Source organism: Candidatus Tisiphia endosymbiont of Nemotelus nigrinus (assembly GCF_964026475.1).
Lineage (GTDB): Bacteria > Pseudomonadota > Alphaproteobacteria > Rickettsiales > Rickettsiaceae > Tisiphia.
On the sequence record NZ_OZ032151.1, the window covers coordinates 482,134 to 494,946 of the forward strand.

Genomic DNA, 12,813 nt, shown 5'->3' on the forward strand with positions numbered 1-12,813 from the left:
TCTTTAAATTTCTGAAATGTATTTTATAGAGTAGACGTAAGCGTTGCCACTTACGCCCCTCGTTAGAACCTCATCGTGCCCTATTAAGGCAATGGGCTCAAGATATCATCATTCACATACTGCCTTGCATTAAGGAGTGGTATATTCTTACCTTTGGTAATGGATTGCATTCGATAAACAGACAAAACTTCTCCCAACTGAATGATTCTCTTTGGCTGCGACGATTTAACCACTTAAACAATGTCTTCACTGATTGCCTTATGAAGCCATTCACTGCTTTAATATTAAAAGTCACACCATAATACTGTATATGCCCTCTCAACTTGCTACAAAAACTTCTCCATATGACATGCAGTTTATGCTTGTTTCTAATGTCCTTACACCAGTCATTGACCTTCTTCAGTTTGGCACTTATTCGTTTACTACAACTCTTTACCTTAGGTATTATTTTACCTTTCCTAGACTTACCAAAATAAAAGGTGAAACCCAAAAAATCAAAAGCCTCTTGCCTTTCGTTCTGAGAAAATTTTCTCTTTGAAAATCTAACCATTTTGGTCTTTTCTTCGTTGAGTTTAAGTTTGTACTTCTCAAGTCGTTTTGCTAAAGCTATTTTTATTCTCTTGGCGTCCTCCTCGTATCTACAACATATTACACCATCATCACAGTAGCGAAATAATGCTACTGTTCCTCTGCAATGTTGCTTTACCACTTCTTCAAACCATTCATCTAAAACATAGTGAGCAAAAATATTTGCAAGGATGGGACTAGCAATGTTTCCTTGAATCGTCCCTTCTTCTTGAACAATCAGTTCTCCTTCAGACAATATTCCAGCTTTAAACATGCGGATTATATATCTTATTAGCTTCTTGTCATGAATTTTCTCTTGCAGCATTTCTATCAATATCCTTCTATCAATAGTACCAAAGAAGTTAGCCAAATCTAGGTCTATTACGCTCTCTACCTCATTGCTATAAAGATGTTGCGTTAATCCTCTTATTGCATCATGACACCCTATTCCCGTTCTGAAACCATAGGAACATTCCAAGAATATTGGCTCATATATACTTTCAAGCACTTTGTGCATCATCTTCTGACATATTTTATCTTCAAAGTTGCTGATACCTAAAGTTCTAGTCTTGCCATTGCTTCCTTCTTTCGGTATTTTTACCTCTCGAATATTGCCCGGTATGTAAGCCATCCTCTTTAGTTTATCAGACAATTTTCCAATATTTTCTGTAAGTTTTAAGCCATAATTAGTTTTGTTTACTCCATCTACTCCAGTTGCTTTCTTAACATCCAGCTCATGATAGCAGACAGCAAGTGCGTTCTCACTAAACAAATGCATGAGGTTGTTAAATCTCTTACTTTTATCCAATGAAGATAACCATGCTATTCTCTTTAGTTTTGTTTCTGTTATTACTTGATAATCTGTTGTTATCATAACATTTCCCTCTAGAGATCGATTTTACCCACCAGCCTTCCCTCCATTGGCATTACCCAATTTCATCAGTACTATGCTGGATCTGACTTCCTATATTTCTTTTCAGCTTCCTCGCTTTTACACTTGTTAGCTAATACTCCTAATTCAGAGAAAATATAGGATATCCCACGTTTATAAATAAACTTTTATTACATGCCATGTTCTCAGACCCCGGAGATCCCATACATATCTGCCTATTTATGATATGTATGTTGTTGCATTCCTGTTTATTGACACAGTCTGCGATCTCAAAAGAAGACATTAACGAGGCTCAATTGCTTCAACCTTACGGCTTACGGCCTATAATATTTCTGTCTACGCTTAACTGACTTTGTTACCAAACTCAGCTCAAGACTCGATACATAGTGTGCTAGGTCAACACTTCTATGGCTGCTCTTGCAACAGCTAGCTTATTTACACTTCGTGGCGCACCAATAATGTGCCTTAGCCCTGATGGAATTCGCTACTAACTTACGAACTTTAACATTATCATTGCGACGGCTTCTATGAGCCTATGACGGTATCAGTTTTTTCGTAAGCTAAGGTTTGTCTTATTCACCATCAATATTATCATCTCTCGCATATTCCTTGGTAGGAATTCCTTACTTTAATTATTTTATTCCAACCGCTGATTTTTTAAAATTTAAACCTTAATTATTTAAATTTTTAAAAAATCAGCCACCATCATAAAAATAATTAATATTAAACTTTTAGTAACATACTTTTGTTTCACTATATGTCTAATCATTTCTCAGTACCGTAAATACTACTTTTGCTAGGTGTTTAGTCCCAGGGAGTGGAGGTTAGGGTTAATAATAAATTTATTTGGATCAGATGTCCATGTTTTTATGATAAATTCATAAGGAGTTAAACCTTTAAGAGCTTTAAGTCTTTTTGCGAAATTGTAGGCATTGATAAAATCATATAAATGTTGTTTAAGTTGCTGATGATTGTCATAATAAAAACGTTTAACAGTTGCCTCTTTAATAGTACGATTCATACGTTCTACCTGTCCATTAGTCCATGGATGATTAACTTTTGTTAGCCTGTGTTCAATATTGTATTCATAGCAAATACGATCAAAAATATGCATCCAAGCATTCTTATCTACTGTTCTGTTAGTAAATTGAATACCATTATCTGTCAAAATAGTATGAATTTTATAAGGTATAGCTTTAATTAAATTACGAAGAAATTGTGCTGTTTCTGTCTTGGTACATCTTGGTAAAAGTTCTACATACACAAACTTTGAAGTGCGATCAATAGCAACAAATAGATAGAGTTTACCTTCTTCTGTTTTGACTTCAGCAATATCTATATGGAAATAACCAATTGGATAAAGTTTAAACTTCTTCTTGGTTTTGTTATTTCCTTTTACTTCCGGTAACCTACTAACATTATGGCGTTGAAGAAGTCTATGTAAAGAAGATCTAGTAAGCTTGGGAATACTGACTTGTAAAGCATATAAGCAATCATCTAAAGATAATAAAGTGTGTTTACGAAATGCTATACACATAGCTTCTTCTTCAGAAGTTAATACTGTAGAAGATGGTTCTTTGGGACCCATACAAGTATCTTGTAATGTAGTTCGTTTCTTCCACTTAGCAACTGTTTTAGGATTAATAGAATATTTTCTTGCTAAAGTCTTTAAGCTCTCTTGACTATTTTGGATTGCGAAACGTATTGCCTCTGTCGTTTTGGCACAGCCGTGTAATATTTGTCCCATAATTCCTCTCTTGATGGTAATTCTTTATAATATACAACATTACACCCTGGGACTAAACAATCGGATTAAAGATACCCTACCTGGAAGGAAAGAGTCTGTTGGTGTAACAGCCAAGGATAATCGCCTATTTGTAGAAGCAGTTTTGTATCGATATAGGGCTGGCATACCTTGGAGAGACCTACCTGAACGTTTTGGAGATTTCCGAGTGATTCACCTACGTCATTCAAGGTGGAGCAAGACAGGTGTGTGGAAAAAGGTTTTTGAAATGTTAGCTGAAGATGCTGATAACGAGTATGCCATGATTGATTCAACCATTGTTAGGGCTCATCAATATAGTGCTGGTGCTAAAAAAAAGAGTTAAGTGATGACCAAGCAATTGGACGAGGTAAAGGAGGGCTGAGTACTAAAATCCATGCTACATGTGACTCTCTAGGGAATCCAACGGGATTCCATCTTACCCCGGGTCAAGCTCATGATTTGCAAGGATCTGATGTTTTGATGAATGAATTGACGAAAGCGGATGCCGTACTTGCTGATAAGGCTTATGATGCTGATGCACGTATGCGAGATAAGCTGAAAGATAAGGGGTGTATAGTTGTGATTCCCCCAAAGAAGAATCGTGTGAATCCAGCTAATTATGATAAGGATATCTATAAGGCTAGGCATTTGATTGAGAACTTTTTTGCAAAATTGAAGCAATATAGAGCTATTGCAACACGATATGACAAAACATCTCAGAACTTTTTGGGAGCTGTTTATATGGCTTCCATGGTAATTTGGTTCAATTGATGACACACCCTAAAACTCTTGGAAAAACAATAGTAGAGAGAGATTGGGCTGTGGGAAAGCTACAAAGCTTGGAGTTATCAAATAGAAAAGAACTTGTCGATTCCAAGCTAGCAATGTTACTAAAGACAAGGCAATATAAATTATTAAAGATTAATCGTTCTTCAATGTACTATAAAGTAAAACCATTTAGTGCGTATAACTTAAATATTTTAAATAAAATAGATGAAATATATACTGATAATCCTGAATTTGGTTATCGTTATATCCATAGACAATTATTAGAAGATGGCTTGGTTATTGGTAAGGATCGGGTTCTAAAATATATGAACATGATTGGCATAGAGGCTATTTATCCAAAGAGGAAAAAATTAACGTCTGAAAAAGATAAACAGCATAAAATTTATAGTTATTTGCTTGATAAATACTGGTCTAATTTAGGCACAAGTAAAACTGTAAATGTACCTAACAGTAACGAGGTTTGGAGTGGAGATATAAGTGTGCCGTGCCAAGCGGCTTGAGAGATGAAGGTAGGCCCTTCGCAGTCGATTTACAGGAATAGGCTGCAAACCACTGCATGCGGCAATTGTTTAAGGGCATTGTCGTGAGCGATGCAGAAAAGGCATCCTTGAGGTGTCAGGTATAGACTTAAGAAGACGAACAACAGTGAACCACCGTTCAAGTGTCGAAAGCGCTTCAGATGATGTCAAAACCAAGGAGGTTATGTTGCTTTGGGATAAATTTAGCGGGAACCTGTTTACTGGCTAGGTGGCATCCGGCATAGAGGTGGCGTGAGTTTAAGTCAAGGCTTTCAAGCTGAACACGGGAATCTGTGCAACGATGTTAAAGGAAAGGCACAAGCGGAAATAAAACCGTGAGGCTGATAGTACTGATGCGTATACACAGGGGCGGACAGACATGTAGTAATGATGAAGTTGCTGTAATGGCAATGGAGTGAAGGTGTCTGACCATTTTAGCTGTTCATCACAGTGTCAACTAAATTTATTTAGGAGGAGCTTATGAAGACAGTAAAGCCTTTTGAAATTTCTAAGCAACATGTATGGCAAGCATACCAATGTGTCAAGAATAATAAAGGTGCAGCAGGAGTTGAACAACAAACTATGGAAGAATTTGAGCGAAACTTAAAAGATAATTTGTATAATATATGGAATCGTATGTCCTCAGGCAGCTATTTTCCTCCTGCAGTAAAAGCTGTGCCTATTCCAAAGAAATCAGGTGGAGAACGAACCCTTGGGATTCCAACTATTTCAGATAGAATAGCACAAACTGTAGTGAAGATGGTACTTGAGCCATTAGTTGAGCCCATATTTGACGAAGATTCATATGGTTATCGCCCAAAGAAATCTGCACATGATGCCATAGCAGTTACAAGAGCAAGATGCTGGAAATATGACTTTGTTGTTGAATTTGATATCAAAGGTTTGTTTGATAATATCGATCACAAACTATTAATGAAAGCATTGGAGAAACATTGTAAGTGCAAATGGGTACTACTTTACGTACAAAGGTGGCTTAAAGCACCATTGCAAGATAAAGATGGAAATATTATTATGCGCGATAAGGGAACACCTCAAGGAGGAGTGATAAGTCCAATATTAGCAAATTTATTTTTACATTATGTATTTGATGCATGGGTAAGAAGAGAAATGCCAAGTGTAGCATTTTGTCGTTATGCTGATGATGGTTTACTCCATTGTCAGAGTCAAAAACAGGCAGAATATGTGTTACAAGTTATTAGACAACGATTCCAGGAATGTGGTCTTACGATACATCCTGATAAGTCAGGTATTATATATTGTAAGGACAATAATCGTCGTAATGAATATGAACGAATCAGCTTTGACTTTCTCGGATATAGTTTTAGACCAAGAAGATGTGTAAACAAACAAGGCATGGTTCATCCAAATTTCTTACCTGCGATAAGTAATAACTCTAAGAAAGCAATCATACAAACCATAAGGAGTTGGCACATTCAGCTTAAGAATGACAAGTCCTTATCTGAACTTTCGGAAATGTTTAAAGCTGAGTTAAGAGGTTGGTATAACTATTATGGGCAGTTTTATCCATCGGCAATGCACAACATATGGAAGCACCTGAATTGGTATTTGGTGCAGTGGGTTAGGAGAAAATATAAGAAACTTGCATGGCATAAAAGACGTGCAAGAGAATATCTAAATAGATTAGCAAATCATAATCCTGAAGCTTTTATACATTGGAAATTAGGAATATATCCAAAGGCTAAAATGGTGGGAGCGGTGTGAGCTGAGAGGTTTCACGCACCGTTCTGAGAGGGGCTGAAGCTGTAATGCTTCAGTCTACTCACCCTTATGTTCGAACTAATTCGGGATTTATGTACATGGCAGGAATTATCGATTGGCATAGCAGAGCTGTGTTGAGTTATAAATTATCAAATAGTATGGACGTAAATTTGGTAACTGAAGTATTGCAGGATGCACTTAACAAATACTCTGCACCGCAGATATTTAATAGTGAACAGGGCAGTCAATATACCAGTAATGAACACATTCAAATTTTACAAGAGCATAACATTAAAGTTTCGATGAATGGTAAAGGAAGAAGTATTGATAATATAATCATGGAGAGATTTTTTCGAACTTTAAAATATAATTGTATATTTATTAACGATTTTAAAGATGTTAAAGAACTTAGGAGAGGTATTGATGATTATATAAATCACTATAATTATAGAAGATTTCATTCAAGTATTGGTTACAAAAAACCTATGAATGTCTATCTAAATTCTATACAAAATTATGAATAAATTGCAGCTTGAAAAATGAAAAAATGGGAAACAAAATTATTATTTTTTTGTCTTGATTTTTCAGTCCAGTATAATTAGCAAGGAAGATCATGAAGGAAAACGTCAGCAATTAATACAAAAACGTGAAGATATCGTGAGAGAAATAGAAAGCCATAATAATGCTGATGATAAATTTTTAGAATGCTTGGTTAACCTAGTAGAACTGGCTTCCGGAGCGTTAGAAACCTTTAAAGGTTCGACTACGGAAGGAAAACGTAAATTGATGAATTTAGTATTTGCGAACCTAGAATTAAAAGACGGAAAGCTAGACTTTATGCTACGTTCACCGTTTGATGCATTCGTAAAATGCACTAAAATCGAAGAATGGCACACCCTAAAGGATTCGAACCTTTGACCTACGGATTAGAAATCCGTTGCTCTATCCATCTGAGCTAAGGGTGCGTATATTGCTCTGATCTTAAGAGTTGAATTACGAGTATACATTAAAATCCTCATAGGGGATACGAGTATGCGAATTTATGATAAAGAGAAAAAGCAATTTAGATATACAAAGCTGTTTGTTTTATATCAGCTAAGATTATCTTTTTCAAGTGCAAAATAGTAACTGTTAACAATTTTGATCGCAAAATAGGTCATGAATCTGTTAATTCTATAGTAGCTTTAGCTTATTAATAAAGTTTTCTGAGGCAAATCGTGCTTCCTGATCAATATTAAATATTTCTGGCATATACTCAAATGCTTTGAATAATTGATACCGCAAAACTGTGAGGCATTTGCATACTCACATACGTTTTGTCACACCTGGACAAAAGGTTAGTACTACAGTTGTAGATTGAATAAATTCTCTAACCATCATGTATGGAACTACCCAAAAATGCAAGAAAAAAAATAATACTTGACAGAAAAAAAGCAAATGCAGTCATGTATTCGACTTAACCCGGATATTGCATGAAGGTATCAATATTTATCTCTGAACCCCTTGTAATATAAGGAGTTTGGAAGAATTGCACAAAAATACAAATTGTATATTTAAAATTTTATATATTTTAGCCTGTAGCCCTCATGAGACAAGGGCTAGTTGTTTAGTCCCAGGGTGTAATGTTGTATATTATAAAGAATTACCATCAAGAGAGGAATTATGGGACAAATATTACACGGCTGTGCCAAAACGACAGAGGCAATACGTTTCGCAATCCAAAATAGTCAAGAGAGCTTAAAGACTTTAGCAAGAAAATATTCTATTAATCCTAAAACAGTTGCTAAGTGGAAGAAACGAACTACATTACAAGATACTTGTATGGGTCCCAAAGAACCATCTTCTACAGTATTAACTTCTGAAGAAGAAGCTATGTGTATAGCATTTCGTAAACACACTTTATTATCTTTAGATGATTGCTTATATGCTTTACAAGTTAGTATTCCCAAGCTTACTAGATCTTCTTTACATAGACTTCTTCAACGCCATAATGTTAGTAGGTTACCGGAAGTAAAAGGAAATAACAAAACCAAGAAGAAGTTTAAACTTTATCCAATTGGTTATTTCCATATAGATATTGCTGAAGTCAAAACAGAAGAAGGTAAACTCTATCTATTTGTTGCTATTGATCGCACTTCAAAGTTTGTGTATGTAGAACTTTTACCAAGATGTACCAAGACAGAAACAGCACAATTTCTTCGTAATTTAATTAAAGCTATACCTTATAAAATTCATACTATTTTGACAGATAATGGTATTCAATTTACTAACAGAACAGTAGATAAGCATGCTTGGATGCATATTTTTGATCGTATTTGCTATGAATACAATATTGAACACAGGCTAACAAAAGTTAATCATCCATGGACTAATGGACAGGTAGAACGTATGAATCGTACTATTAAAGAGGCAACTGTTAAACGTTTTTATTATGACAATCATCAGCAACTTAAACAACATTTATATGATTTTATCAATGTCTACAATTTCGCAAAAAGACTTAAAGCTCTTAAAGGTTTAACTCCTTATGAATTTATCATAAAAACATGGACATCTGATCCAAATAAATTTATTATTAACCCTAACCTCCACTCCCTGGGACTAAACACCTAGTAACTGAAGAATTTACCAACAATTTACTTGGCGATGCAGTTTTAAAATTTGATTTGTATTTATAAAAGATTGCAGAGCAGCTTTGTTGCAAATATACCAAACGACCTATGGTACTCCTTTCTACCGTTTATCTAGCCCGGATATTGCATGAAGATACCAAACTTTACCTCTGAACCCCTTGCAACATAAGGGTTTTGGAAGAATTGCACAAAAATACAAATTGTATAAGGGCTAGAACAGTTGATTCATTATCTATTATGCAATATATAAAATACTAAAGAAGAGCAGCCAACAGGTTTAAATAGAATATGAATGTGCCAGTAATAAAATGACAAAAAAACCAAAACATGACCAGTTATTTAAAAAAATAATGGGCAATGAAATAGCCGCCCAAGAATTCTTAGAATATTATCTACCGAAGGATTTTCAGGAAAAGATAGATTTGTCAAAGATCAAAGTAGAGAAGGAAAGCTATATTGAAGAAAGTCTAAGGCGAAAATATAGTGATATAGTTTATTCGGTAAAAACTAAAAATGATGATACGGCTTTCATCTATGTATTATTGGATCATCAATCAACGTCTGATTATTGGATGGCACTAAGACTCTATAAATACGCATTACTATTATGTGAAAGGCATAAAAAGAATGAGGATAAGCTGCCATTAATTTGTCCGATTATCATGTATAATGGTGTAGAAGAATATAATGTTCCAAAAAATTTGTGGGATTTGTTTACTAATCCTGAGCAAGCTAAAAAACTGATGACAGAGGATTATCAATTAGTGGACTTACAGAGCATGTCAGATGATGAGATAGTGAGAAAGAAACATTTAGGGATGATGGAGTATCTGATGAAGCATATCCATATGCGGGATATGATAAAATTATGGGAGCAGTTTTTAGAAAAGTTTAAGTTAGAGATATTAGTTGATAAAGAGAATGGTTATATTTACTTAAGATCGTTTTTATGGTATACTGATGCCAAGTTGCCTGAAGACAGGCAATCGGAATTAGAACAATTACTAACTAAGTATTTATCTGAAGAAGAAAAAGGTAGCATTATGAGAACCGTTGCACAAAAATATATAGAAGAGGGTACACAGTACGGGATTCAAATTGGTAAAGCCGAAGGTAAAGCTGAAGCGATGAAAGCGGTAGCAAGAACTATGCTAATTAAAAACAGACCGTTAAATGAAATTATTGAATTGACTGGCTTAACTAAAATACAAATTAATAAATTGAAATAGTATTAAGTAATTATATCACAATTGACTAATTGAGTATATAGGAAATAGCAAAAGACTATAGAATCTTTGAAATAGGAACGTAAGGTGGATTTTTAAACAATGAGTTAGATAGAACCTGCAGGTCGTTTCAAATAGAGATAATTAATCTGCCTAGAACATATTAAGCTAGAAGAGTTAATTATGGCAAGAAAGAATGATTATATAAGCAAAATTGATAAATTGATAGGACAAAAAATATATTCCCTAATACTTGCTAAAGGTTTATCACGCCAGCAACTTGCAAAAGCAATAGAGGTAACACATCAACAATTACAAAAATATGAGCTTGGTTTCAATAGAATTCCGATAGGTAGATTAATTCTTACTGCTAAAGCATTAGAGAAAAATATTGATTATTTTTATGAAGATTTAGAAGATATAAAGAATAACCTCAATTCGATATAAGCCTAAACATTGGTGCTACGCACCACGTAATAAAATGGAAGAAACTACCAAAATATGTGCAGTTTCTTAGAAGAAGAATTAATAATTCTTATATCGAATTGAGGTTATATTACTCTCGAATATACTGGTATAAAAAAAGAAAAGTAGCATAATAAATGGTTATCAGAAACTAAAAAACTAATTAATCTGCTGTTATAGTTTTTTATTCAAATTTTTTTTGATAATATGCTTAGCGCTTCTTGGCAACTATGCTACAATAGCAAAATCAACTAATTAAATTGCGTTTTTATGTTTCAAACATTAACTCAAAATTTGACAAAAATTTTTGATCGTATCAAAAGAAGTGGCACTTTATCGGAAGCTCAAATAAACGATACTATGCGTGATATTAGAATTGCCCTTCTTGAATCAGATGTTGCATTGCCGGTAGTTAAGGACTTTATTGCTGAAGTAAAATTAAAAGCTATGGGACAAGAAGTTATAAAATCAGTCTCCCCAGGACAGATGATAGTAAAAATTATCCATAATGAGTTAATTAATATATTATCCTCTTCTCCAGACGAGAGCATTTTGCATCTTAAATCCACACCGCCGGTAAATATTTTAATGGTAGGTTTGCAAGGTAGTGGTAAGACTACCGCTAGTGCCAAATTAGCCCTTAGGCTAAAAAACCAAAATAAAAAGGTACTTTTAGTTTCGCTTGATACTTACCGTCCTGCTGCTCAGGAACAGTTAACTATTCTTGGTAAATCGATAGAGGTAGATAGTTTAACTATTATCCCAGAGCATACTCCTATTGATATTACTAAAAGAGCTTTGCACGAATCGAAATTAGCTGCTTATGATGTTGTTATTTACGACACGGCAGGTAGGTTACAAATCGATGAACAAATGATGCAAGAAGCGGTAAATATAAGAAATTTAGTAGAACCAAAGGAAATAATTTTGGTAGTTGATGCAATGACAGGGCAAGATTCACTGCTTATAGCTAGCAATTTTGATCAGCAATTAGGAATTACCGGGGTAATTTTATCTCGTATTGATGGCGATGCTAAGGGTGGGGCAGCTTTGAGTATTAAGCATGTTACCAAGAAGCCTATTAAATTCCTAAGTACTGGTGAGAAATTGACAGATTTAGAACTATTTGACCCAGAACGTATTGCCTCAAGAATATTAGATATGGGAGATATAATCTCCTTTGTTGAAAAAGCGAGTAGCCTAATAGACCAGCAAGAGGCAGAAAAAGCAGCTGCTAGACTAAAAAAGGGTAAATTTGACTTAGAAGATTACCTAATGCAAATGAGGAGTATAAAAAAACTAGGTGGATTTGGTAGTATGATGAGTATGTTACCTGGCATGAATAAGATTATCGATAAGGTCGATCAATCGAAATTAAGCGGCAAGTTAATAGATCACCAAGAAGCGATAATTTTATCGATGACCAAAAAAGAACGAAGAAAGCCAGATTTACTAAATGCCTCACGTCGGAAACGTATTGCTGAAGGTTCTGGAACATCGGTTCAAAAAGTTAACGCTCTATTGAAACAATTTAAACAAATAAGTGATCTCATGAAAAAGGTAAGCAGTATGAATCCCAAAAGTCTAATGCGTAGTAGTATAAGCAATTTGTTTAAACTATAGTTAACCTGTTAACTCACCCCCGGCGTCATTGCGAGGGGTAGGTAAGTACCACAACTGTTGAAAGTTAGAAGAGGAAACTGTTTTTAGGCAAGGAAATGTCATTGCGAGGAGTGTGTAAGCACGACGAAGCAATCCAAATTTAATCATTTTATGGATTGCTTCGTCGACCTTCGGTCTTCTCGCAATGACGTCCCCCTGTTTAAAGCCCCCTCTTCTAACTTTCAACAGTTGTGGTACTTACCCCCCCTCGCAATGACGCTAGGCTGTTTTCCCTGTGACTTTATAAATGTCATGTATAAGGCGAGTTAATAATACTGTTTCAAATATAACACAAATAACAGGGAATTATAAAAAAAATAGTCTAAGTAGCTTGTAATTAATAATTTTTACATATATAGTACCTGCGTGTTTAGATATTCTAAAAAGGTTCTAACTAGAATTAGGTTAACGTCATACCTATGAATAAGGGTGTCATATATACCCGCTTCAGCATCGAATCTAGATTCTCGTCTAAGTGGGAATGGCATTAACGTTTTAGGGCTAATTGCCCCAAGAAACTGATTTAGAAAATAAATTAACTTAAATAGGAAAAAAT

At 34.7% G+C, this 12,813-nt stretch carries 10 protein-coding genes, 1 tRNA gene and 1 pseudogene; 9 read left to right on the plus strand and 3 right to left on the minus strand.

The window, feature by feature from the left end; translation table 11 throughout:
* Positions 1-112 precede the first annotated feature (112 nt).
* Together AAGD39_RS02350 and AAGD39_RS02355 are read right to left on the minus strand one after the other, a co-directional pair.
* Complete coding sequence (locus tag AAGD39_RS02350; protein WP_341756048.1) at positions 113-1,441, minus strand: reverse transcriptase domain-containing protein; 1,329 nt, start codon at positions 1,439-1,441, stop codon at positions 113-115.
* An 814-nt stretch (positions 1,442-2,255) separates the two neighbouring features.
* Positions 2,256-3,206, minus strand: coding sequence for an IS481 family transposase (locus AAGD39_RS02355; protein ID WP_341756087.1), 951 nt, complete (start codon positions 3,204-3,206; stop codon positions 2,256-2,258).
* Between the two features lie 13 nt (positions 3,207-3,219).
* Between AAGD39_RS02355 and AAGD39_RS02360 the strand changes: the two genes are divergently transcribed.
* The 5 genes from AAGD39_RS02360 (at position 3,220) to AAGD39_RS02380 (ending at position 7,189) form a co-directional block, all read left to right on the plus strand.
* A protein-coding gene (locus AAGD39_RS02360; RefSeq protein ID WP_341757022.1) for an IS5 family transposase occupies positions 3,220-3,995 on the plus strand; the annotation gives its coding sequence in 2 pieces (ribosomal slippage) (positions 3,220-3,564 and positions 3,567-3,995; 774 coding nt in all).
* Positions 3,995-4,513, plus strand: coding sequence for an IS3 family transposase (locus tag AAGD39_RS02365; RefSeq protein WP_341757023.1), 519 nt, complete (start codon positions 3,995-3,997; stop codon positions 4,511-4,513). Before AAGD39_RS02360 ends, AAGD39_RS02365 begins: the two co-directional genes overlap by 1 nt.
* A 498-nt stretch (positions 4,514-5,011) precedes the next feature.
* The gene (gene ltrA, locus AAGD39_RS02370; RefSeq protein WP_341756533.1) at positions 5,012-6,274 is read left to right on the plus strand and encodes a group II intron reverse transcriptase/maturase; all 1,263 of its coding nucleotides are present in this window, start codon (positions 5,012-5,014) and stop codon (positions 6,272-6,274) included.
* 44 nt (positions 6,275-6,318) lie between these two features.
* The gene (locus AAGD39_RS02375; protein WP_341756534.1) at positions 6,319-6,795 is read left to right on the plus strand and encodes a DDE-type integrase/transposase/recombinase; all 477 of its coding nucleotides are present in this window, start codon (positions 6,319-6,321) and stop codon (positions 6,793-6,795) included.
* A 52-nt stretch (positions 6,796-6,847) separates the two neighbouring features.
* On the plus strand, positions 6,848-7,189 hold the full coding sequence (locus tag AAGD39_RS02380) for a recombinase RecB (RefSeq protein ID WP_341757024.1): 342 nt from the start codon (positions 6,848-6,850) through the stop codon (positions 7,187-7,189).
* On the opposite strand, the gene AAGD39_RS02385 is transcribed toward AAGD39_RS02380, so the two are convergent.
* Positions 7,160-7,236, minus strand: a tRNA-Arg gene (locus AAGD39_RS02385). The two genes, AAGD39_RS02380 and AAGD39_RS02385, sit on opposite strands and share 30 nt — an antisense overlap.
* Before the next feature lie 697 nt (positions 7,237-7,933).
* Between AAGD39_RS02385 and AAGD39_RS02390 the strand changes: the two genes are divergently transcribed.
* The 4 genes and pseudogenes from AAGD39_RS02390 to ffh all read left to right on the plus strand — a co-directional run bounded on the left by AAGD39_RS02390 (position 7,934) and on the right by ffh (position 12,218).
* Positions 7,934-8,884 (plus strand): IS481 family transposase, encoded by a 951-nt coding sequence (locus tag AAGD39_RS02390; protein ID WP_341757025.1) that lies wholly within the window; start codon positions 7,934-7,936, stop codon positions 8,882-8,884.
* A gap of 328 nt (positions 8,885-9,212) precedes the next feature.
* On the plus strand, positions 9,213-10,133 hold the full coding sequence (locus tag AAGD39_RS02395; RefSeq protein ID WP_341757026.1) for an Rpn family recombination-promoting nuclease/putative transposase: 921 nt from the start codon (positions 9,213-9,215) through the stop codon (positions 10,131-10,133).
* Between the two features lie 180 nt (positions 10,134-10,313).
* Positions 10,314-10,550, plus strand: a pseudogene (locus AAGD39_RS02400) (helix-turn-helix domain-containing protein); the annotation flags it as partial.
* Between the two features lie 315 nt (positions 10,551-10,865).
* Positions 10,866-12,218, plus strand: coding sequence for a signal recognition particle protein (gene ffh / locus AAGD39_RS02405; protein ID WP_341757027.1), 1,353 nt, complete (start codon positions 10,866-10,868; stop codon positions 12,216-12,218).
* Positions 12,219-12,813: the final 595 nt, after the last annotated feature.